Origin of the sequence: Defluviitoga tunisiensis (assembly GCF_000953715.1) — a bacterium.
GTDB lineage: Bacteria > Thermotogota > Thermotogae > Petrotogales > Petrotogaceae > Defluviitoga > Defluviitoga tunisiensis.
In genome coordinates, this window is record NZ_LN824141.1 from 695,177 (window position 1) to 719,160 (window position 23,984).

Annotated in this window: 24 protein-coding genes; all 24 read left to right on the forward strand. The window is 30.1% G+C overall.

The features are described 5' to 3' along the window. The 24 genes from DTL3_RS03320 to DTL3_RS03435 all read left to right on the forward strand — a co-directional run bounded on the left by DTL3_RS03320 (position 1) and on the right by DTL3_RS03435 (position 23,977). Entirely contained in the window at positions 1–846 is an 846-nt protein-coding gene (locus DTL3_RS03320; RefSeq protein WP_045087511.1) for a phosphatidate cytidylyltransferase, read from the forward strand. Positions 847–869: 23 nt separating this feature from the next. Next, positions 870–1,268, forward strand: coding sequence for a type II secretion system protein (locus tag DTL3_RS03325; protein ID WP_045087512.1), 399 nt, complete (start codon positions 870–872; stop codon positions 1,266–1,268). A 114-nt stretch (positions 1,269–1,382) separates the two neighbouring features. Next, complete coding sequence (gene alaS, locus DTL3_RS03330; RefSeq protein WP_045087513.1) at positions 1,383–4,013, forward strand: alanine--tRNA ligase; 2,631 nt, start codon at positions 1,383–1,385, stop codon at positions 4,011–4,013. 4 nt (positions 4,014–4,017) lie between these two features. Continuing rightward, entirely contained in the window at positions 4,018–4,821 is an 804-nt protein-coding gene (locus DTL3_RS03335; protein WP_052670320.1) for a patatin-like phospholipase family protein, read from the forward strand. Further along, positions 4,818–5,483, forward strand: a complete 666-nt coding sequence (locus tag DTL3_RS03340) for a hypothetical protein (RefSeq protein ID WP_045087514.1) — start codon at positions 4,818–4,820, stop codon at positions 5,481–5,483. The genes DTL3_RS03335 and DTL3_RS03340 overlap by 4 nt, the downstream gene beginning before the upstream one ends. Continuing rightward, positions 5,467–6,603 (forward strand): type II secretion system F family protein, encoded by a 1,137-nt coding sequence (locus DTL3_RS03345; RefSeq protein ID WP_045087515.1) that lies wholly within the window; start codon positions 5,467–5,469, stop codon positions 6,601–6,603. Before DTL3_RS03340 ends, DTL3_RS03345 begins: the two co-directional genes overlap by 17 nt. Beyond that, a complete protein-coding gene (locus tag DTL3_RS03350; RefSeq protein ID WP_045087516.1) occupies positions 6,593–7,012 on the forward strand; it encodes a hypothetical protein in 420 nt (139 codons plus the stop codon). Before DTL3_RS03345 ends, DTL3_RS03350 begins: the two co-directional genes overlap by 11 nt. Before the next feature lie 20 nt (positions 7,013–7,032). Continuing rightward, the gene (locus DTL3_RS03355) at positions 7,033–7,482 is read left to right on the forward strand and encodes a hypothetical protein (RefSeq protein ID WP_045087517.1); all 450 of its coding nucleotides are present in this window, start codon (positions 7,033–7,035) and stop codon (positions 7,480–7,482) included. Next, the gene (locus DTL3_RS03360) at positions 7,463–7,858 is read left to right on the forward strand and encodes a hypothetical protein (RefSeq protein ID WP_045087518.1); all 396 of its coding nucleotides are present in this window, start codon (positions 7,463–7,465) and stop codon (positions 7,856–7,858) included. The genes DTL3_RS03355 and DTL3_RS03360 overlap by 20 nt, the downstream gene beginning before the upstream one ends. Before the next feature lie 194 nt (positions 7,859–8,052). Beyond that, complete coding sequence (locus DTL3_RS03365) at positions 8,053–8,634, forward strand: hypothetical protein (protein ID WP_045087519.1); 582 nt, start codon at positions 8,053–8,055, stop codon at positions 8,632–8,634. 25 nt (positions 8,635–8,659) lie between these two features. Then, entirely contained in the window at positions 8,660–10,744 is a 2,085-nt protein-coding gene (locus DTL3_RS03370) for a hypothetical protein (protein ID WP_045087520.1), read from the forward strand. A gap of 33 nt (positions 10,745–10,777) precedes the next feature. Continuing rightward, a complete protein-coding gene (gene amrB / locus DTL3_RS03375; protein ID WP_045087521.1) occupies positions 10,778–11,593 on the forward strand; it encodes an AmmeMemoRadiSam system protein B in 816 nt (271 codons plus the stop codon). 26 nt (positions 11,594–11,619) lie between these two features. Further along, a complete protein-coding gene (locus DTL3_RS03380; protein WP_045087522.1) occupies positions 11,620–11,955 on the forward strand; it encodes an Asp23/Gls24 family envelope stress response protein in 336 nt (111 codons plus the stop codon). A 13-nt stretch (positions 11,956–11,968) separates the two neighbouring features. After that, the gene (locus DTL3_RS03385; RefSeq protein ID WP_045087523.1) at positions 11,969–13,642 is read left to right on the forward strand and encodes a DAK2 domain-containing protein; all 1,674 of its coding nucleotides are present in this window, start codon (positions 11,969–11,971) and stop codon (positions 13,640–13,642) included. Positions 13,643–13,658: 16 nt separating this feature from the next. Next, on the forward strand, positions 13,659–14,522 hold the full coding sequence (locus tag DTL3_RS03390) for a glycine--tRNA ligase subunit alpha (protein WP_045087524.1): 864 nt from the start codon (positions 13,659–13,661) through the stop codon (positions 14,520–14,522). Continuing rightward, a complete protein-coding gene (gene glyS / locus DTL3_RS03395) occupies positions 14,515–16,581 on the forward strand; it encodes a glycine--tRNA ligase subunit beta (protein ID WP_045087525.1) in 2,067 nt (688 codons plus the stop codon). The genes DTL3_RS03390 and glyS overlap by 8 nt, the downstream gene beginning before the upstream one ends. A gap of 50 nt (positions 16,582–16,631) precedes the next feature. Continuing rightward, positions 16,632–17,744, forward strand: coding sequence for a TM0106 family RecB-like putative nuclease (locus DTL3_RS03400; RefSeq protein WP_045087526.1), 1,113 nt, complete (start codon positions 16,632–16,634; stop codon positions 17,742–17,744). A gap of 6 nt (positions 17,745–17,750) precedes the next feature. After that, entirely contained in the window at positions 17,751–18,293 is a 543-nt protein-coding gene (locus DTL3_RS03405) for a chromate transporter (protein WP_045087527.1), read from the forward strand. Beyond that, complete coding sequence (locus tag DTL3_RS03410; protein ID WP_045087528.1) at positions 18,290–18,853, forward strand: chromate transporter; 564 nt, start codon at positions 18,290–18,292, stop codon at positions 18,851–18,853. Before DTL3_RS03405 ends, DTL3_RS03410 begins: the two co-directional genes overlap by 4 nt. Positions 18,854–18,888: 35 nt before the next feature. Continuing rightward, complete coding sequence (locus DTL3_RS03415) at positions 18,889–19,581, forward strand: dTMP kinase (protein WP_045087529.1); 693 nt, start codon at positions 18,889–18,891, stop codon at positions 19,579–19,581. A gap of 7 nt (positions 19,582–19,588) precedes the next feature. Beyond that, positions 19,589–21,049 (forward strand): cardiolipin synthase, encoded by a 1,461-nt coding sequence (gene cls, locus DTL3_RS03420; RefSeq protein WP_045087530.1) that lies wholly within the window; start codon positions 19,589–19,591, stop codon positions 21,047–21,049. Positions 21,050–21,337: 288 nt separating this feature from the next. Then, positions 21,338–22,279, forward strand: coding sequence for an ABC transporter substrate-binding protein (locus DTL3_RS03425; protein ID WP_045087531.1), 942 nt, complete (start codon positions 21,338–21,340; stop codon positions 22,277–22,279). Positions 22,280–22,283: 4 nt separating this feature from the next. Continuing rightward, complete coding sequence (locus tag DTL3_RS03430; protein WP_052670322.1) at positions 22,284–23,273, forward strand: ABC transporter permease; 990 nt, start codon at positions 22,284–22,286, stop codon at positions 23,271–23,273. After that, positions 23,246–23,977 carry an ABC transporter ATP-binding protein gene (locus DTL3_RS03435; RefSeq protein ID WP_045087532.1) on the forward strand — a complete coding sequence of 244 codons (732 nt, stop codon included), beginning with the start codon at positions 23,246–23,248 and terminating at the stop codon, positions 23,975–23,977. The genes DTL3_RS03430 and DTL3_RS03435 overlap by 28 nt, the downstream gene beginning before the upstream one ends. Positions 23,978–23,984: the final 7 nt, after the last annotated feature.

A 23,984-nucleotide genomic window follows, 5' to 3' on the forward strand; every position in this document is an offset into this window, starting at 1 on the left:
TTGAATAAAAAAGAGCTCGCAAAGAGAACAATATCAGGTGTGATATTAGGTCCAATTGTTGTTTTTTCTTTTTTAACCTATCCTACTCTCCTTGGATTAGTCACTGCTATTGTTATGATTTCATCTTTTGAATTGATAGAAATGTTTACAAGTGATTTAAAAAATCCTTTAATTAAATTTCTTATAACTTTTATCGTAGGAGCCTCAACTTTAGTATATGGTTTTGCTCTTGAAGCTGAATCTAGAGGGATTTTACCTTTTGAAGCTGAAGGTACTTTCTTTTTAGGTTTTGTAATCTGTATTATTTTGATATTGATAAATGTGAAAGAAATAAAATATACAAAAAGATTAATTGAATCATCTGCTTTGAGCTTATTATATGTTTCTTTCTTTCTTTCTCATTTTTATTTAATTCAAATGAATTATGGATCTGGTTTAGCGATCATGGCTCTTACATCTGTTTGGGCTTATGACGCAGGCGCTTTTTTTATAGGTTCGAAGTTTGGTAAACATAAACTTTCTCCACATTTCTCTCCTAAAAAAAGTTGGGAGGGATTAATTGGAGGAATTGCATTTACTTTTGTGTATTTGTTTATTTTTGATTTTATTGGATTATTATTTTCTGTAATGCCGAAAATGGATATCTTGCATTTTTTTATATTCGCCTTAATGGTTGGAATTTTTGACACTATTGGAGATCTTATGGAATCTGTTATTAAACGATATTATAATGTTAAGGATTCAAGTAAGATTCTTCCCGGACATGGAGGAATGCTTGATAGGATAGATGGCTTATTGATAGCCACGCCTATGTGGTATCTGCTTTTGGCTATAATAGGGGTTTAAATAAACATAAGGATGGGTTAAAAATGATTAAGCAGAAATTTAAAGAAGGATTTACACTAATTGAGGTACTGGTTGTGTTAGGTGTTATTGCTATCATTGCTAGTATTGCCGTTCCCTCAATTAAAGGGATTATCACTCAAGCCGAAGCTACAAAAGTAATAACAGATATGAGAAATGTAGAAGTTGCTGTATTAAATTATTCACTTTTTAATAGCAACTTAAAAGATTTGAACATTGAAACATTAGTTAATGAAAACTATTTAAGTACAACTCCTGAGAATATACAAATATCCGCAGGTGGATCAAGAGAAATTAAAATAGAATATACAGGTGAAGATCTATCTGGAAAAGATTTATATAAAATCGATAAAGATATCTCTTATTCAGAGGGTTCTTTCCCCTATTTACTTGTTACATATTAGCGCTTGAGGTATTTTGAGATATGGGAAAATATATAGATGAGAATAGTTAGGGAAAAATGTAATTACACAAATTTTCAAAAAACAAAACTGGTAAAAACAGGAGGAATTGTTTAGATGAACTATTTGAATTCGGACGAAATAAGAGAAAAATTCTTGTCGTTTTTTGAATCTAAAGGTCATAAAAGATTGCCAAGTGCTTCATTAATACCAAATGATCCACAGTTACTATTTACAGTTGCTGGGATGGTCCCATTTAAGCCAATATTTTGGGGTAAAGTTGAACCTACCTATACTAGAGTAACTACATGTCAAAAATGTATTAGAACTAATGATATAGAAAATGTGGGACGTACACCTAGACATCATACTTTTTTTGAAATGTTAGGGAATTTTTCATTTGGCGATTATTTTAAAGAAGAAGCAATAGAATGGGCATGGGAATTCTTGACAAAAGAATTAAATATGAATTCTGAAAAATTATGGGTATCAGTTTATGAAACTGATGATGATGCTTTTAACATATGGAAAAATAAAATAAACATACCAGAGAATAAAATATTAAGATTTGGGAAAGACGATAATTGGTGGGGTCCTGCAGGACCTACAGGACCTTGTGGTCCGTGTTCAGAAATTTATTATGATACTGGACACGTTGAAAATTGTCCTGATCCTGACAATTGTACACCTGCATGTGATTGTGGAAGGTTTGTAGAAATTTGGAATATTGTATTTACCGAGTTCTATGCGGATGAAGAAGGAAATTTATCTCCTTTACCAAGAAAGAATATTGATACTGGTGCGGGATTTGAAAGAATTTGTGCTGTCGTTCAAGGAAAATATGATAATTTTAAATCAGATTTGTTTAAAGAAATTATTGAAGAGATTGAAAAGACGTTCAATGTGAAATTTGGACAAGACAAAGAAACTGATGTATCAATAAAAGTTATAGCTGATCACGCTAGAGCAATATCCTTTTTAATCTCAGAAGGCATTCTTCCCTCTAATGAAGGAAGGGGATACGTACTTAGAAGGTTGATTAGGAGGGCTGTGAGGCACGGAGCTTTATTAAATGCCGAAGGACCATTCATGAGAAATATTTTAGAAGCTGTCATAGAAAAAATGGGAAAAACATATCCAGAGCTGATCGAAAAGCAAGAGTTAATTAAAAAAATCACTTATATAGAAGAAGAAAAATTTTTTGAAACCTTAGAAAAAGGTGTAGAAAGGTTAAATAAAATAATTGAAACATTAGATAATACAAAGGTTCTTCCTGGTTCTATTGCATTTGAACTATATGATACCTATGGTTTTCCTTTAGATATTACTAAAGAGATTTTAGAAGAAAAAGGAATAATGGTTGATGAAGATGAATTTAATCAATTAATGGATACTCAAAGAGAAATGGCAAGATATGCTTCAGGGTCGGTTGAATACGATAAAACCAAATCAATTTACAAAGAGGTTATCAAAAGAATAAATCAAACTGAGTTTATAGGTTATGAAATGCTCGAATCTGTTCAGGAAGTAAAACTGATTGTTAGAGATAATAATTTAGTTACAGAAGCCAAAGAAGGTGAAGAAGTCGAATTATTCTTCTTAAAAACCCCTTTTTATGCTGAAAAGGGAGGACAGGTTGCAGATAAAGGAATAATTTTTTCAAACCTATTTGAAAGTGAAGTAGTAGATGTTCAGTTCGTCAGTGAAAAAGTCATCTCTCACTTCGTAAAAATAAAAAGAGGGAATATAAAAGTTGGGGATGAAGTAACACTTAAAGTTGATGAATCCCGAAGAAAAGCAATTGAAAAAAATCATACTGCCACACATCTTATTCATGCTGCATTAAGAAAAGTAATTGGTAATCATGTTAAACAAGCAGGTTCGTATGTAGGACCTGAAAGGCTGAGATTTGATTTCACTCATTTTGAATCATTAAGAGAAGATGAAATCGTAGAAATCGAGTGTCTTGTCAACGAACAAATTCAAAAAGCTTTACCAGTAATTACTTATATAAAAAGTTTAGATGAGGCAAAAAATCTAGATGCACTTGCACTTTTTGAAGAAAAATATGGCGACACTGTTAGAATCATTGAAATAAATGAATTTTCGAGAGAATTTTGCGGTGGCACCCATGTATCTAATACCGGTGAAATAGGTATGTTAAAAATTATTTCCGAATTTTCAATTTCATCTGGTGTAAGAAGGATAGAAGCTATTACTGGCATAGAAAGTCTTAAATATGTGAATCATTTAGAGAAAATAGTAAATAGTATTGCAACTAAATTAGAGGTGTCAAGGGATAACATTGAGAGTAAAATAGATGAATTTATGAAAATAATAAAAGAACAAGAGAAAGAAATCAAGAAATTACAATCTCAACTTGCATCAAAGGAAATCGAAAGATTCCTAGAAAATCCTATATTAGTGAAAGGTGAAAAAGTTATAGTTGCTATTTTAGAAAACGTTGACAAAGACGTACACGCAAATACAGCGGATGTTTTATCACAAAAGCTAGGTAAAGGTGTTGTTATCTTATTTAATAAAAATAATGAAAGCAATGTCAGTATCATAGTTAAAGTTTCAAAAGAGCTGATTAACAAATTTAACGCAGGACATATTGCTAAAAAGATTGCTTCTTATCTTGGGGGTGGAGGTGGAGGAAGTCCTATCTTCGCTCAAGCAGGGGGTAAAGAAGTAAAAAAGCTTGAAGAGGTAGTTAAAAACATTTCAAATTTTCTGGAGGACTGATTTTTTGCGTGCACTAGCTTTATCAGGCGGCGGAGCAAAAGGCGCTGCACATGTGGGCGCTTTATTGGAATTAGACAGAATGGGAATAAAGTTTGATATGGTGGTAGGAACTAGTATTGGCGCATTAGTAGGGGTAGGGTATGCAGCGTTAGGAAACGTAGATTTATTGTATGAATATGCATTAAATTTGCAAAATACACCGCTGATTAAGAAAGCCCCGTCGTCAAAAGAGATTAAACCTTTTATTAAGTGCTTAGGATCTAGCATGTTGCCAGCTAGTTTACCATCCTTTCTTTATTTTTGGGTTTTAAACAAAATTCTAAAAAACTTGAGATTTGAAGACTTACCTATACAATTTGCATGTACCGCTGTGAATATTGAAAACGGTGAATTAACAGTATTTACACAAGGAGATATTTTACCTGCCGTGAAAGCAAGTATGGCAATGCCTGGTGTATTCAAGCCTGTTAAGATAGACGGGAAAAAATATACAGATGGTGGAACCTTGGAAATTCTTCCAATAAGAACAACTAAGAGATTAGGGGCTGACGAAATCGTTGGACTAAAATTGCTTTCAAAAAAGCGAGATTATAGTGAAGTAAAGAATTCAGCAGACGCATTTGATAGAATAGATGGAATAAGAGAGAATATATTACAAACTATTACAGAAAGCGATGCAAATATTATTATTGAATTACCTACTGAAAAATATAAAACATTAGATTTTACGCAGACTCAAGAACTTATAGAAACAGGAAGAAAAGCAGTAATAGATAAAAAAGACGAAATATTGGAGAAGCTAAGATGATATTAGTTAGTGGTGGTTTTGGATGGAATGGAGTCAAAGCCGCAATGAATCTTAGAGAACTAGATTTATCAAAGTATGATAAAGTTATTACAAATGGACTAACTGGATTTTGTCTGAGTTGTTATAAACTAGGAAAAATTATGCTTTTAAAGGAATCACTTAATATAATAGAGCCATTCTTAAATAAAATAGATAAAGATTATTTTTTTATTGGAAATATTAGAAATTGTCTCTACCTTTCAAAGGGTTTAGGCAATTTTGATTACGAGATCAAAGATACAGTAAAGATCAATTTTAATCTAGAAATAGAGCTTATAGATTTAAAGACTGAGGAGATCAAATTAAAAACGATAGAAAATTTAAAAGATGCTTTATTTTATTCTACGCTTATTCCAGGCATAAGGCCTCCAAAAGATTGGCTATATAACACTGCATCTTTATCAAGAACACCGTGTTACTCTCTATTGAAATTGAAGAATGAAGACATACATATTTATGATCTAGGTTATAATTATTATAAGCATTCAACAATTCAAAGAACATACAAGACGATACAAGTCATGAGAAGTAAATATTTTTATGAAATATGTTTAGACATACTTAAAAAAAATAATAACGTAAAAATATTTAAATTTGAGGAAAAAAATGAAAAAACTCTTTAAAGTAGAGCTCATAGACAAGTTTTTGGATAAACAATATGTCTGTTATTTGCTGCTAAATAAAGAAGAAGAGGTATACGAACTTTTCAGTAATCTTGAATTAAAAGTTATCAACATTCGTGTTGATAACTTTTATTTTTCCACAAAAAAAATTAATGTTGATAAAATGAAAATAATAGTTGAAAACTTATATTTGCTTGTAAATTCGGGTTTAACGTTATTTGAAGGATTGAGCTTCTTAGTTTTCAACGATCAGGTTGATAAGTTCATAAGAGGTGTGTTGTTCAAAAGTTATTTTATGGTGAGAAAAGGATTGGATTATGAAACCTCCTTTGATTTTTATGAATTGGACGAGTATTTTAAGTACGTAATGAATATATCTAAAACAACATATTCTTTAAGGAAAAATTTGGCAAACCTAAAAGATTATTATGATAATATGATACTTTCTAGAGAAAGTGTAGAAAAATCAACAATTTATCCTTTTTTAGTTTTTTCTTCGATTGTGGTGATATTAATTCTTTTAAAGTTTTTTATCATTCCAGAATTTTCATCATTATTAGGTTATGAAATTAATTTAAAGTTGTCAACATATTTATTGACATTTTTGTTGATAACTTTTTCATTTACGTTGATAATTTTAATCATTGGGAAAAAAAACGACGTAATATGGACAAAAATTCCAATATTAAAAACATTTTATAAAAATTATATACTTTACACATTTACTAGAGAAATTAATCTCTTGATAAAAAGTGGTCTAACCCTCTATGATTCGCTTGAAGTAGTTTTATCCAACACTCAATCTCAGTATATATTATCCAAGTTTTTATCCGCATCAATTTATTTAGAAAGTGGCCAAGATATAAATGAAGTATTTTCAAAAGTTAATGATGTTAAAGAGTTCTCTTTAACTATGAGTATTTCCAAGTGGAAAGGCGACTACAAGGAAGTATTTGATTTTTTAGAAAGGTATTATTACTCTTCTTTTAAAAGGGCATCAGAAAAATTATTGAAGATGTTAGAGCCGATGTTAATAGTTTTTTTATCATTAATTGTTGTTAGTTTAGCATATGAAATATACTCCAACGTATATATAGGAGGGATGGGTTTTGAAATATAGAGAAAATAATACTTCAAATGCAGGATTTTTGATTATGGAGGTTATAGTGTATCTGCTGATTGAGATAATTTTTTTTGGAATAGTTGGATATTTTGTAATATTTCCTATACAAGAGATGTTTAGCATCCTTACAGAAAGATTTATAGCTTCAGAAGTAGTGTATAAAACAAGAAGTGCATCAGTACACTATGGTGCAAATAATCTCAACGGAATCTTTTCTAGTCATATAATTCAAGGAAAGGTTAAGTTTATTACAAATGATATAAGATATAGAATTGAATCAAATTCAAATGAAAACCTGTTTTGGAGTTCTGGAAAAATAGTTGGTAGAGGCGGAAGAATAGTAAATAGTGAAGGTAAGACTATATTTAATGTTGTGCCCGTAACAGGGGCACTTACAATACCATAAGTATTTTTAGAGAAAATACGATGATAAAGTTTAATTATAAAAGAAAAAAAGTAGTTATAGACCATATAGATTCTTTCATAAAACCATTTCAAAACGAATTTCAATTTAGAAAGACATACTTTAATGAAATATCTAATAAGTTAATCTATTACAAAAAAATATTTGTATCTGACATAATTTACTATTATGTATTGTCAATGAAAGATTATAAAAAGTACAAATATTCATGTTTTATAGATACTTTTTTTCCTGTACAAGCACTGATTTTAAGAAAAGTTTTGAGTTTAGATCAAGGAAAATATATTATTAAAACTAGTTTTTATAATTATGAGTTTATTCGAAATCACGAATATGGGTTTTCAGGGATTATTGTAAAAGAAAAACCTAACATTATTATAAATGATGAAGAATTAAAATCTTTGGCAATAGATTCTTTGGAGGATTCAAAAAATGTTCTTTATAGAATCTAGTTTAAGAAAGTGGTTGAAATATGTATTTGTTCTAATGATATTATGTATATCAATATTATTAATTTTTGAAATATACGGAAAATATATCGTCATCAATGATTTTCAGGTTCAGCAAAAAAAATATGAAGCCCAGTATAATCAATACATCAAGCGTGTAAATCAACAGAGAGAAGAGTTTAAAGAATTTTTTGAATTTCTAATTGAAAATGACCTCTACCTTATAGAATTTGATTATTCTTATTCCGGTGGTATAAAAGCAAAAGTTTCTTCTTTTCTTGAACCTTCTACAAAAATTGTTTCGAAATATGAAATTATAGAAATAAGTAAATTAAAGATAAATGATAAATACTATGTGGTTCTAGAAATAAGCCAGTAAATAGATACTTTAGGAATGAAGATTTTCTAAAAATGGAATTTTTAACTTATAATGGGATTAGGGTGTGGCCCTCCCCATTCCTCGGTGCAAGTACCGAAAAGTTTAAAAATGAATTATTTTGTAATTTCTAAAGCGAGGATAAATCAGTAAACTGAAGGAGGACAACAATAAAACATTATCTAATAATATTTATCTTGATATTAATAACCCTTATTTTTGTTAAAAATTATAAATTAAAAGAATCTCAAAACAATATTTTTGAGATTTATATTAGTGAAGACATAGAAGCAGTTTATAATTCAACATATAAGTTAGAAGAAGATTTGCAAGATGTTTTTGAATCACAGTTGTTAATAGAACATTTAACTTTAAAAAGGCAAGACGACCTTTTTTTAGAATTAAGTAACACTTTTAATCTTTCTGTGGTTTTCTCCCCTCCAATATTCAATTATGTAGGAATAAACAAAAAAACTTCAAATTTAAAACCTGACAATATTCAATCTTCTCATAATTTTGATCCCCTGTCTACTTTAGCAATAGAATTTAACGAATTATGGAATAACAAAGAGTTTTTTACAAAATATGAGAAACCAGGCGTAGAATTTTCAGGGGTATATAAAGATATGAATGGAGAATATAATGGTTTTATCTACTTTTTTGATTCTTTAATGAAACTTTCTCCAAAAGAAAAACTTGGTGAAGATTTAATTTTAGAGATATTTGACGACGGAATATTGATATTGACTAATCAAAATGAATTTCAAGTACTTTTTTAAAATATATACAAGGGGGACAATACAAATGAGAACAAAAAAGGAGACCTTTTTGACAATCATTTTTGTATTTTTATCTTCTTGCGTTTTTAGTATATATCTTGATTATGATACTCAAAAAAATGCCAATATAGTGTTCTTAGAAACAGATATAAAATTCAAATATACATATAATGACTCAAAAACAATATATAAGTTTATATTTGAAGAAGATATTTTTAAAGAAGGTAGTTATCAAATTGCAAAAGGTCCTGTTAAAGAGATTGAAACATCTAAAAATATAATGGTAATAAAACTATTGTATCCTATTGCACATATAGATATTAAAGATAATACAATTTTTTTCTATGGATATGAACCATATACGTTTCAAAAAATGAATTTTAAAAAAATAAGGTTAACAGATGCTATAGGACTAATTTTCGATTATGCAGGTTGGGATTGGATAAAAACGAGCGATATTCCTGAAGTTGACTTTTCTGTTAACGCTACTCAATTACAATTAGAATATTTTTTAAGGATATTAGAAGAAATTTATTCATTATCTACCATATTTTATGATGAAAAGACGGTTTTTATTGGAGATAATTCTAAAATATTTGAGAATGAATTACCTATTTATATAGAAAGTTATTTAAACAATCCAGAAAAAACAGATGAACTAATATTTTCAAAGGAGTTCAATATTCATATAGAAGAAGATAACAAAGAAGATAGAAAAAACACTGAATTATTCTTTTTTGAATCTAATCACGATTTAACGTTGCTGAAACAACTTTTTGATTGTAAAGTGGTGATGTTTGAAGAAAAGTACTATGCTATTCTTGCGGATGTAGAAGAAAGTGAAAAGATTACTCAAGTGATAAACTTGTTAAATCAGATACCTTTAAAAGATGATAAGAAGTCAGCAAATGAAAATGAAGTTATTGAAAAGTATCGTTTGTTAAATTCAAACTATGACCTTTCTTTTTTGGATCAAATAACAGATGTAAAGGTATATCCCTTGGATAAAAACAGATATTTTTTGTTGGGAGATGAAGTATCTTTAAATATTGCCGAAGATATAAATAATATAATTAATTCACAGATTTCTCAAGAAGAAAATGAAAACCAAATTGTTATAACTACCATCAAAAAGGAGCTTGCTGTTATAAATGTTAAAAATACCCCAATTTTTGATAGAATACTACTAGAAGAAAAAATAAAATATTCAAAAATAGGGAATTTTGATGACAAAATAATATACATTTTAGAATATGAAGAAGAAAAGAGTGATTTAATAAAGGACATTAAAAATGTTTTAAATATTGAAGAATTATATGGGGAAATTTATTTAAAAGATTTACTAGCATACGTTGCTAAAATTGAAAAAATAAACATAATATATGATTTTAATGAAAACAGGAAGATTATAGTAAACAACTTTGATTTGACAATGTCGACATTAATGTCTTATTTGATATCTCAAGGTATTAATTATCATTATGTAAATGAAAATACTATAAGATTTTTTGAGAATGGTAAATTGTTAAAATTTGAGGTATTTGTTTTTTCTGGACAAAATATTGAAAAATTGTCCATAGAAGAACTTTATCTTCTTAGTAAGCAAAACGTTGGAATAAATGGTATAATTAATAATAACAAAGATAAGGCATTTTTGGTTTCTAAGCCTGTTATATATGTAAACGAGGGTAATACTGCAACGATAAGATCTGTTTTATCTGTTCCGGTATTTGACGATGAAGGTAAGATATATTCTAAAATAGAATCAGGTTTTAAAATGGATGTACAAGGAATCTATGATAACATTACAAAATTGGTAGATACTCATTTAGAAATAAGTATAAGTGAGCTAAAAAATGAGCAAAAAAACATAATTGATGAGAGAAGTATAAAGAGCAACTTTATAATTCCAAGTGGTGGATTTATAAAAATAGGAGGATTAAACTTTATCAGTTCAATAGAGAAGGAAAAAGGTATTCCTATTATTAAAGACATTCCAATTCTAGGAAAAATTTTTTCTACTTATGAAACGACAGAGAGTTTATACGATTTAGTAATCATAATCAGAGCAGAAGCGTTAAATCGACCAGATTTGGGAGATCATTTTTAAATTTAAGTGAAATAAGTTTTTGGAGGCTAACAAATGGTTAGAGAACCAATAGTTTCAGGAACATTTTATCCTTCAAATCCGAAACGATTAAAAAGTATGCTAGAAAGTTTTTTTGGAAAAGAATACGTTCCTAATCTAAGTAAATTAATGCCCCCTACTGCGGTGATAGTTCCCCACGCAGGTTATATTTATTCAGGGGAAACAGCTGCTAAAGCTTATAAAAAAGTATTTCAAGAAGGTAAGGCAAATAGGGCTTTCTTAATAGGTCCTAACCATACTGGATTAGGTTCATCTGTATCTGTCTATGAGAAGGGAAGTTGGAAAACGCCATTAGGTTCGGTAGATGTGGATAGTGAGGCAACGAAACATATAATATCAAGAATAAAACAACCTAATGATGAGTCTGCTCATTTAAGGGAACATTCATTAGAAGTACAATTACCTTTCCTTCAATATATTTTAAATAATGATTTTCAAATAATTCCAATATGTTTGATGGATCAAAGTCTTAGTACTGCTAGAAAACTGGGCGGTATCTTAAAAGAAATAATACAAGATGGAGATTTAATAGTAGCATCTACTGATATGAACCATTATGAAAATCATGAAAAAACAATAGAAAAAGATGGAAAAATAATAGAAGCTATTAAAAAACTAGATTTAGACACGATGTATAATGCCATAAGGCAGTATAATATATCAATGTGTGGATATGGAGCTGTTGCAACTGCGATAAGCATCGGTTTCAAAAAAGTTGAGATAATTGAACATACTACTAGTGGAGAAAAAAGTGGAGATTACCACGCAGTCGTAGGTTATCTATCTGGTGTTTTGAGTGAACTTACATAAAGCCAAAAACTACGGAGGTGAATTTTATGTTGATAGAAACAGAATATGGAACTATTGATATCAAAAATGATGTTATAAGAGATTTAGTTTATAAAGCAGTTATTGAATCTTATGGTGCAGTAGAAATGTATGGAAAATCTGGTTTTTTCGATAAGATACTAGGAAAAAGCGAAGATAAAGGCATAAATGTTTCTGAAGATGAAGAGCACTTAATTATTGATTTATATTTGATTCTTGAATATGGTTTACCTATAAAAAAAGTCGCCGAAAACATTCAGGAAAACGTTCATCACAGAGTCAAGTCTATGTTAAATTTCGAGAATTTAAAGGTGAACGTGAACGTCTCGGGCTTAAAATGCTAAAAGGTGTATAGAAATGAAAAAATATTTATATGCTAAAGATATATACCTTGCTATAAAAAAAGGTACAGAAGAATTAGCAAGGCATAAAGATGAAATTAATGTGTTGAACGTTTTTCCAGTGCCTGATGGAGACACAGGAAATAATATGTTAGCAGGCATGCTTGAAGCTTGCAAATGGATGGATGCCGTTGAAAACAAGAACGATATGAAGGAAATGATGGAAGCACTTAGAAAAGGATTACTTTTAGGTGCTAGAGGTAATTCTGGTGTTATAATTTCTCAGATCTTTAGAGGAATTACCGAAGTATTAGAAAAAAAGAAGAGAATTACAACACAGGATTTTATAAAAGCTCTAAACAATGCTAAAGACCGAGCTTATAAAGCAGTTATGAAACCGGTTGAAGGAACAATGTTAACGTTAATTAGAAGGCTTTCAGAGAAATTGCAAGAGACGATGACCGGTGAAGAAGATTTTCTAAAATTGTTTGATGCAATTGTAGATTATTCTTTTGAGATTGTAAAAGAAACTCCTAAATACTTAAAAAAATTAAGAGATGCCAATGTGGTAGATGCGGGTGCTAAGGGTCTGGCTTATATTTTTAAAGGCATGAGGGACGCAATACACGGAGATGTAGAGGTTGATTTGGAAGTATTAGGAGAGGCAACTCCTGAACAAATAGCTCAAATAGCCTATGAAGAATTGACGTTCCAATATTGTACTGAAGGAATAGTACAATTCAATAAAATTCCAATAAAAAAAAGTGATTTAGAAAGCATCAGAGCATTTCTTGAAAGTATAGGTGATTCAATAGTATTAGTCAATCAAGATGAGGTTTTGAAGTTTCATATACATACTAACCATCCAGGTACCGTCTTTGAAAAGGTTCTTGAATATGGTGAATTAATGAAAGTTAAAGTAGATAACATGAAAAGCCAGCGCAAGCATGTTTTAGAAGAGCAAAAAGAGTTAAGGGGAGCTTCGGAAAAAATAGAACATGCATTGGTTGGTGAATATATGAATTCTAACAATAAAAATTGGGGAGTAGTAGCTGTATCACCAGGAAAAGGTATAACTCAGATCTTTAAAAGTTTGGGTGTGAACGAAGTAGTTACGGGAGGTCAAACCGTAAATCCAAGCGTTAAAGATTTAGCTGAAGCTGTAAATAAACTCCCCCATAAAAAAGTTCTAATACTACCAAATAATCCTAATATTATTATGACTGCAGAGAAAGTATCTGAACTTACAGATAAGAAAGTTGTAGTAATTCCTACCAAGCACGTTCAAGAAGGTATAAGTGCAATGTTAGGATTTGATGATAATCTTGAAGAAGAAGAGTTAAAAGAATCTATGATGAGTTACGTTCAATCTATAGTTCCAATAAACGTTACTTATGCCATACGTGATTCTCAAATAGATGGAGAAAAGATTAAAAAAGGTGAATATTTGATATTTGTTGGTAGAGATTTAAAAGCTCACAGCAGATATGTATATAAAGAAACTGAGAAAATACTTGAAGAACTGATAAAGAAAGGATATCAAATTGTAACCATCATATATGGTGAAGGTGCCAAGAAGGAAAAAATAGACGAAATAGTTAAGAATTTAACAAAAAAATACCCTAACATTGAAATGGAAATTCATGAAGGTGGTCAAAAACATTATCCGCTTTTAATATCTGTAGAATAATGGAGGCGTAACAAAATTGTTTATTCAAGATGTAATCATGACTTTAGAAAAGTACTGGTCAGAATTAGAGTGTATAATAGATCAACCTTATGATTTAGAGATGGGGGCGGGAACGTACAGCCCCTCTACTTTTTTTAAATCTTTAGGGGACAACATATGGCGTGCAGCCTATGCTCAACCATGTAGAAGGCCAACAGATGGAAGATATGGAGAAAATCCAAATAGAATGCAGAGATTCTATCAATATCAAGTTATCTTAAAACCTTCACCAGAAGAAATACAAAGTATTTATCTTGATTCTTTAAAAATTTTGGGAATCGATCCTAAAGAACATGATATTCGATTTGTAGAAGATAACTGGGAATCACCAACTTTAGGGGCATGGGGGGTAGGATGGGAAGTATGGCTTGATGGAATGGAGATAACCCAATTTACTTATTTTCAACAAATGGGAGGAATCCCTTTAAGATATATACCTGTAGAAATAACGTATGGTGTAGAAAGAATAGCAATGTATTTACAAGGGATAGATAATGTTTATGAGACCAAATGGAGTGCTAATGTTAAATATAAAGAACTATATAAAGAAAACGAAAGGCAATTTTCTCACTATAATTTTGAAATAGCCGATACTGAAATGCTTAAAACCCTATATACTCTTTACAAAAAAGAATTTATAAATCTAATAAATAATAATTTCTATTTACCAGCTTATGATTATATGATAAAAAGTGCCCATGTTTTTAACTTGTTAGATGCAAGAAATGCTATAGGTGTAAATGAACGGCAAAAATATATTTTAGATATTAGAGATATGGCAAAAAGTTGTGCTAATTCTTATCTAAAAAGTTTAAACACGGAGGTTGTCAACCTTGAATAAAGCATTATTTGAAATAGGCGTTGAAGATCTTCCATCAAGTGAATTTGATAGTATAGTTGAGCAACTTAAATCAAATCTTGTTGAATCACTAGAAAGGCACAAGCTATCTTTTAATAACCTAGATATTTTTATTACTCCCAGAAGGTTTGGAGCATATATAGAGGGGCTACCTTTAAAACAAGAGGATCAAAAAGAAGAAAGAAAAGGTCCTCCTAAAAGTATTTGTTTTGATAAACAACATCAGCCTACAAAAGCCTTAGAAGGTTTTGCAAAAAGTATGGGTGTACCTGTAGAAAATATACAGTTCAAGTCATTTAATGGTTCAGAATATGCATATATTGAGTTGGTTAAAATAGGTGAAGCTACCAAAAAAGTTCTAGAAAATATAATTCCTGAAGTTGTTACAAAAATGACCTTTAAAAAACCAATGAAATGGGGAACAGGCGAGTTTTCTTTTGTAAGACCTGTACATTGGGTCTTGGCATTATACAACGATGAGATAATTTCTTTTGAGATATTTGGCAAAAAGTCGTCAAATATAAGTTTTGGACATCGATTCTTTGGTGACAAGATAATTGTAAATAATATAGACGCTTTTTTTGAACAGTTAAGAAATCAATATGTATTACCTTTTTATGAAGAAAGAATTCAAAAGATTAAAAAAGAAATAAATGCAATAGAAATTGAGAATAAAATCACCGTATCAATTGAAGAACATGAAGATCTCGTGCAAGAGGTCGCTAAAATGACCGAGTATCCAACAGCGGTATTAGGAAGTTTCAACGAAAAGAATTTATTCTTACCTCCAGAGATTGTTACGGTAACTATTAAACACCATCAAAGAAGCTTTGTTGCCTCAAAAGAAAATAAATTATTAAATTTATATATATCATTTCAAGATGGTTTTGGAAGAGAGCAAAATGTTGTGAGTGGATATACTAGGGTTATCAACGCTAGATTAGACGACGCTGCATTCTATTTTGAAGATGACATGAAAGCGGAGATAGAAGAAAGGTTGAAAGAACTTTCAGAAATTACATATCAGAAGGAACTAGGAAGTTACCGAGATAAAGTTGAGCGCATTTCAAGGATTTCAGAGAAAATAGCCCAGATGCTAAATTTTAAAGACCTCAACATTGTTAAAAGAGCTGGCTTGTTATGTAAAATAGACATACCATCAAAGGTTGTTTATGAATTTCCCGAACTTCAAGGCGTTATGGGAAGAATTTATCTTCAACATAAAGGAGAAGAAGAAGACGTATACCTAACCGCCCAAGATCATTATAAACCAGTATCAGAATACGATGAAATATCAACAAATTTGATATCAAACATTGTGTCCTTAGCTGATAGACTTGATGATTTAGTTGGATATTTTGGCATAAATAAAATACCCACTGGATCAAAAGATCCTTTTGGATTAAGAAGAAAAACTTTTGGAATATTAAGAATATTAATAACACTTGAATGGGATCTCAATCTTAATGATTTGTTTAATCTCACTTTGCAAACATATTTAGAAACAAACAATCAAAATATATCTTTGGAAGGAAAAGAAGAGATTTTAAAAGAATTTATTGATAATAGATTAGCCACAATATTAGAAAGAGAAAATATTTCTAAAGAGGCTATTAATGCTGTTTTGATAAACTCATTTAAACCACTTAGAGCTTATCTAGCTGCTAAATCCTTAGATGAGTTTTTAGAAAAAGAAGAGTTTCAAGATTTCTTAATTGCATTCCAACGTGTTAATAATATTTCAAAAAACCATAGCAGTTTAGATTATCAAGGAAGATTATTTGTAGAAAATGAAGAAAAGATATTATTCCAAAAATACCTAGAAGTTAAAACTCGTTTTGAAGAATACATAAAAAAATTAGATTATTCAGGCGCAATTGAAACGCTTCTATCTTTAAAGAAAGATATAGATAGATATTTTGACAATGTGTTTGTTATGTCGGAAGATGAGGCTATCAGATTAAACAGATTAGGATTTTTAAAAAGCTTAGCCGCATTATTTTACGATATTGGTGATATTGAAAGATTATATAAAGGATAAATGCAAACGATTAATTAAGTTAAATAGAAAGAAAAGGTGTGCATAAAATAATGGATTTATTGTACTATGAAAATTTTAAAAATTGCGGATATTTTGTTCCTACTTATAAAAGGCAAGGGATCTATTTTAATGTAAATATTGAAGATATCAACGTTCAAGCTAATTACGAAAGTATAAACGATGGCATCGTGAAAATTACTAGATTGGGGAATAATTTCAAGAAAACTTATTGGTTACATATTTATGCAGTATACACATACTTTAAGGAAAAAAAAGTACCTATAAAAAGAATAGTGTTAGAAACCTCAAATGCTAGTTATGAAGTTCTCCCTAGCGATATTATATTGAGAGAGAAATGGATAAAAAAAGATTTTAATGATCTTAAAAATGTTCCAAAAACTCACGGACCACACTGCAAATTCTGTAAAATCAAAAAAACTTGTCACCTTGAATTCTTAAATAATGGTGACATTTCTGTTGTTCCAAATTTTAATCAAAATTTAATCAAAGAGTTAAAGTCTATGCAGTTGGATCCTGTTTTGATAGTAAAGAGCAATCAAATAGATAAAATGGATCGTAAATTCAGAAAACCTCTTTACAACCTTAAATCTTTATTAGAAGATAAGATTATTGCTGTAGAGCCCTTTAATTTTCCAGAAGATTACATAGTTTTTGATGTAGAAAGCTATATGAGAAAAGATTTTCTCTTTGGTTTTTTAGAAAATGACAACTATACACCTTTTTTCCTAGGCAACAATGAATCAAAAAGTGTAGAAAAAATGATATCTTATTTATCTAATAAAGATAAACCACTTTTACATTATGATAAAAGTGATATCCTAGCCTTAAAAAAGATAGCAAATAAATATCCAAAGTATAAGACAATTATTAATAATAAAATCGCTAATTCATTAGACTTATATGAGGTTATCAATGAGAATTATACATTGCCTGTAGTTTCTTACTCTTTAAAAGACATTAGCAAATATTTTGGATACCAATGGAAAACTGAGTTGAATGGATTTGCTGTAATTTTAGAATATAGACTGTATCTAAAAGGAGATAAACGATCTTTAGAAAGAATTTTTAAATACAATGAAGAAGATTGCAGAGCTACCAAATTGATAGTAAATAGACTAGATTCACTAGAAAAATTGGAGTGATGCTGATTGAAAGAATTGTGGGAGCTATTTAAAGTTTTTGCTCAAATAGGTGTCCTAACATTTGGTGGAGGATATGCAATGCTTCCAATGATTCAAGAGGAAATTGTTGACAAAAGAGGTTGGGCAACAGACGAAGAGATCCTCGATTATTATGCAATAGGGCAAAGTACCCCTGGAATAATTTCAGTAAATACAGCAACCTTTATAGGATATAAAAGAAAGGGTATTTTGGGGGCTATTGTAGCCACTTTAGGAATAGTATTTCCATCTATTGTAATTATTACTGTTATTGCTATTTTTTTTGATCAATTTGAACATTATCAGATAGTTCAACATGCCTTTGCTGGAATTAGAGTAGCTGTTGCTGCACTTATATTAAATGCAATAATAAGCATGTGGCAAAAAGCTATAAAAGATTATTTGGGAATAATTATTTTTTTACTCTCCTTTTCTGTTGTTGCTTTTTTAGATATTTCTCCCATATGGGTAGTTATAATATCTTTTTTAGTTGGTGTAATAATTAAAGGTAAAAAGGTAGATTCAAAATGATTTATATAAAATTATTTTTTGTTTTTTTTAAAATAGGATTATTTTCTATTGGTGGTGGGCTAGCAACAATTCCTTTTCTACAAGAACTAATTGATACTTACGGATGGATTACATCTCAAGAATTACTAGATATTATAGCAATTTCCGAATCAACACCAGGTCCAATAGGTATTAATGCAGCGACTTATGTTGGGTATAAAACATCGGGCATAATGGGTGGAATAATAGCCACGTTAGGAATAGTTGCACCATCTATTATAATTATTTCATTAATAGCTAGTTATTTTAGGAAAGTAAATGAAAAACCTATAGTTCAAAATGGTTTTTATACTTTAAGGCCAGCAGTTATAGGATTAATAGGTGCAGCTGGATTTGAGGTTTTCAAAATAGCTCTTTTTAACATAGACTTATTCGCTCAAACACATAATTTTTTAAACTTATTTAATATCAAAGCTATAATCTTATTTGGAGTAATTTTGGTTTTAATGAAAAAGGTTAAGTTGCATCCCATTGTATATATTGGATTAGCAGCTGCAGTAGGAATAATATTTAAATACTAAAATTAGTCATAAAGAGAATAGAAATGAGGGTGAATATGAAAAAAGGTGAATTAATTGTACTAGAATCTGGTACAGATGCGAGCGGCAAAGCCACTCAATCTGATTTACTATATAATCGTCTTATTAATGAGAAAGAAACAGTATTGAAGGTAGAATTTCCTAATTATAAAAGTGAATCTTCAAGCTTAATAAAAATGTATCTTAGAGGTGAATTTGGAGAAGATGCCGAATCTGTTAATCCTTATGCATCCTCAACTTTTTTTGCAGTAGACAGGTATGCTACATATAATCTAGAATTAAAACAATTCTATGAAGAAGGTGGCATAATAATTGCTGACAGATACACAACCTCAAATATGATATATCAATCATCAAAATTTGAAACAAAAGAAGAAAAAGATAGTTTTTTAGACTGGCTGTGGGATTTAGAATTCAACAAATTTGCTTTACCAAAGCCTTCTTTGGTTATTTTTTTAAATATTCCCCCAAAAATAAGTGTTGAATTGTTAAAAAAAAGAGATAAAAAGGTTGAAGGAATCGGTAAAAAAGATATACATGAAAAAAACATTAATTATATAAACAAAACCTATCAAAATGCCATGTATGTGGCTTCTAAATATAATTGGAATATAATCAATTGTTTAAAAGATGACGGCCGACTAAAAACAAAAGAAGAAATACACGAAGAAGTATATAATATATACAAAAATATAATAAATAGAAGGTAAGATAGTAATGTATTATATTTTTTCCGGCAAATTTGAGTTTTGGACTTTATTTGTATTAATTTATGCTGTAATTGCAATAATTGTAGTAATCTTGGAGAGAAAAAGGCCAGAGAAAACGATAAGTTGGCTGTTAGTTTTTGCGGTCTTTCCTTTGATAGGTTTTGCGGTATACTTATTCTTTGGAAGAAATTGGAAAAAAAGTAAACTTACAAGTGATATAGATTTAGAGTCTAGTTTAACTGTAACAGAAGAAGAGATAAGAAGACTGGAAAAAGTTTTGGGAAATGTATCAGATGAATATATACAACTAATAAATCTTTTAGAAAGGACTTCAAGATCTCCCTTGTATTTTGGTAATGACGTCACTATTTTTAAAGATGGTAAAGAAAAATTCAGATCATTTTTTCAAGAAATAGAGAATGCTAAAGAAACGATACATTTAGAATACTACCTTGTTAAAGGAGATGACACAGGCAAAAAACTTAAAGAACTTCTTATAAAAAAAGCAAATGAAGGTGTAAAAGTAAAATTTATAATTGACAAAATAGGAGCAAGGGTAAGAAGAAGCTACATTAAAGATCTTGAAGAAGCTGGTGTAGAATTAGCTCTATATACTTATTTTCTATCTCCTTTATTAAAGTTAATTAATACTCAAGTAAACTACAGAAATCATCGAAAGATAGCTATAATTGATAGCCAAATTGCTTACATTGGTGGATTAAACATTGGTGATGAATATCTTGGCAAAGGAAGGTTAGGTTATTGGAGGGACGTACATTTAAAAGTTGAAGGCCAAGCGGTAAATGGACTCCAGAAAGTTTTCTTAGAAGATTTTCGAAAGATAAAGAGTATAGATGGAAAGAAAGAATTTGATTTAGATACATCCAAATACTATAAAAATCATGAAGAAAAAGGGGATGCTATTTTACAAATAGCTGTCAGTGGGCCAGAATCAGAAACTCCTTCCATAATGCAGATGATTCATAAAATGATTACCACTGCAAAAGATCATATTTATATTTCAACCCCCTATTTTATTCCTCCAGAAAGCATAATGACAGCTCTAAAAATAGCAGCTCTTTCAGGTGTGAAAATAAAAATATTATTTCCAGGTAAACTAGACCATTTTATGGTTTACTTTGCATCCAGAACATATTTAGCAGAATTGATAAAAGATAATGTCGATATCTATTTTTACAAAAAAGATAGATTCACTCATTCCAAATTCATAACAATTGATAGTAAAATCTCTACGGTAGGAAGTGCTAATATAGATATAAGGAGTTTTGATCTTAATTATGAGGCAAATGTATTGATCTATGATAAAGAAAAAACTAAAGAATTAGAAAATATATTTCTAGAAGATTTAAAGATAAGCACAAAGTTGCCTCAGAATTATTTTGAAAAAATACCTTGGATAACCAAGTTTACAGAGTCTTTTTGTAGATTATTTTCAAATCTTTTGTAAAAAATTTAATCACTATTGACAAGTTTAAATTAAGGTGCTATAATATGGAAAATTAATATTGTGTAAAGAGAGGATTACCATGAAAGAAATTTCATATAAAGATAAAACTAGAAACATAAAAAATAATGGATATTTTTACTTTTGGTATTGGAAAGACACCCGGTTTGGTGCCTTCCAATGCCTTTTTACGTCGTAATTAGGCGAAGGCGAATTCAGATTGGGTGTCTACAAAAAAGTAGACACCCTTTTTTTATAGCTATTTTCAAAAACTCCAGGAGGTGTTTTTTAATGAAAAGATTAGTGTTAACATTGCTTTTGGTAAGTTTATTCACATTAACTTTTGCTGTCGTTAAAGTTGGTATTACACAGATAGTAGAACATCCTGCTTTGAATAAAATCTATGAAGGAATAGTAGATGTGTTAAACAGTTCTGGGCTAGATGTAGAAATTGAATATCAGAATGCCCAAAATGTATTTCAGAATGCGATAGCCATAGCAAAAAAGCTCAAAACTGATGTAGACATAATTGTAGCAATAGCTACCCCTTCAGCACAAGCAGCAGCAACCGAAATAAAAGATAAACCAGTAGTGTTTAGTGCTGTAACAGATCCGATAAGTGCTGGATTGATACCAAAGTTTGGAAAAAATTCAGGGAATGTAGTTGGAATAAGTGATATGGTACCAGTAGAGACACATGTTAAACTTATTAAGACAATATTTCCAAACGCAAAAAATTTAGCAGTACTCTATAATCCAGGAGAAGCAAACTCTGTTTTTATAGCCCAAGAGACTAAAAAATATGGAAGTCAAATAGGTTTAAATGTTATCGAAATAACTGGGACTTCTGCAAATGAACTAGTTACATCACTTCATGCCAATGCAAATAGAATAGATGTAGCCTATTTATCTACTGATAATTTAGTTGCTTCTTCTTCTGAGATTCTGGGACAAGTATTTGAGAAGTTAGCTATACCCGTAGTTGGAGGGGATATTGATATAGCTAGAAATACGTCTGTTTTAGGTTTTGGATTTGATTACTATCAACTGGGGGTTGAGACCGGTCAGATTGTTCTAGACCTTATTAATGGAAAAAAACCATCGGAGATAGAATCGAGAATAGTTAGTGCAAATGCTTTATCTTTTTATATAAACTTAGATAGAGCAAAAAAGCTGAATATAACAATACCACAGGAGTTTTTAGAAATAGCTGATGAAGTAGTAGGAGGATAATAAAATGGATTTAATAGGTATTATAGAACAAGGACTTATAGCGTCGTTAGCTGCTATCGGAGTTTTTATTAGTTTTAGAGTTGTTGATTTACCAGACCTAACACCAGATGGGTCCTATGTACTAGGGGGAGCTGTTAGTATTTCACTAATGTATTTAGGATTACCATGGATTTTGTGCTTGATTTGTGGAGGCATACTTGCGGGATTTTTTGGTATATTAACTGCTTCCATACACAATAAATTAGGTGTAAATTCTTTACTGGCCAGTATTTTAATTATGACGATGCTTTACTCAATTAATATTAGAGTTATGAACGGGCCAAACATTTCAGTTCCAAAGGAAGTTGCAGCTCAAGAAGAGGCTCGATACACAGAAAAGACAAAATTAGATGACCTATTAGGAATAAAACCAAACACACAAATGTCTGAAATAGAAACGTCCAAACAATCAAAAAAAACTATTTCACCATTTAGAGAAAAGTCTGGATATAATTCAACAATACTGATAGGCGTAATAGTGGCAGTTTCAGTTTTTAGCACGATTATATTTCTTAGAACAGAATTTGGCATTGCATTAAGGGGATATGGAGGAAATAAGGAAGGAATAAAGAATCTAGGAATAAATCCAGAAATAATGAGCATAGTAGGGCTTTTTTTAGGGAATTTTTATGCGGGTTTAGCAGGTTCTTTATTCTCAATGTATGGAGGTTTTGCAGACGTAAATATGGGACAGGGAGTTGTAGTTACTTCATTAGCGGCAGTAATACTCGGGGAGATTATTTTTGGGAGATTTCATTTATTTTATAACATGTTGTGTCCTGTGATAGGTGCAGTTGTTTATCAAATACTGCTGGCTTTAGCAATGAGATATGGTTATACAATAGGTTTTCAATCCAGTGACATGAAGTTAGTTACCTCCCTGTTTATAATAATAGTAATAGGTTTAAGGAGGGTTGAATTAAGAAAATGGTTGAACTTAAAAACATCAGAGTAGTCTATAATAAGAGCCACACAAATGAAAAACAGGCGTTAGATGGGTTAGATTTAACGATAAAAAAAGGAGAATTCGTTACAATAATAGGTCCAAATGGAGCAGGAAAAACTACGTTGTTAAAAATTTTAACTGGAGAAGTTTATCCTGAAGAAGGAGAATACATATTAAATAATAAGAATATTAGACACACTAAACCATATAAACTTTTTAGAAATGTTGGAATAGTATATCAAGAACCAGATAGAGGTGTATTTCCGGATTTAACTATAGAAGAGAACCTAATTTTAGGATCAAAAAAGGGAAATAGATTGTTCTCTTTTGGAAAGTATAAGGGATTGGAATTACTTAAATCTTTAAATATGGGTCTAGAAGATAGGTTAAAAACAAAGGTTAAAGAATTATCCGGTGGTCAAAAACAAGCACTTTCAATGATATTGGCTGCGATTACATATCCCGACCTTCTTTTATTGGATGAACATACCGCTGCTTTAGATCCCAAAAATGTTGACAAAGTTATGGACTTAACCTTAAAAATTAACAACGAAATGGGAATAACAATCATTATGGTAACACATAACATGAAAATAGTAGAAAAATATTCAAAAAGAATAGTAGAGATAAAAGAAGGAAAAGTTACCAAAGATTTTCTGTACGAAAGACCTTTATCTCAAATAGGATCAGAGAAGATAAAAGCCACTTTGTAATATAAAT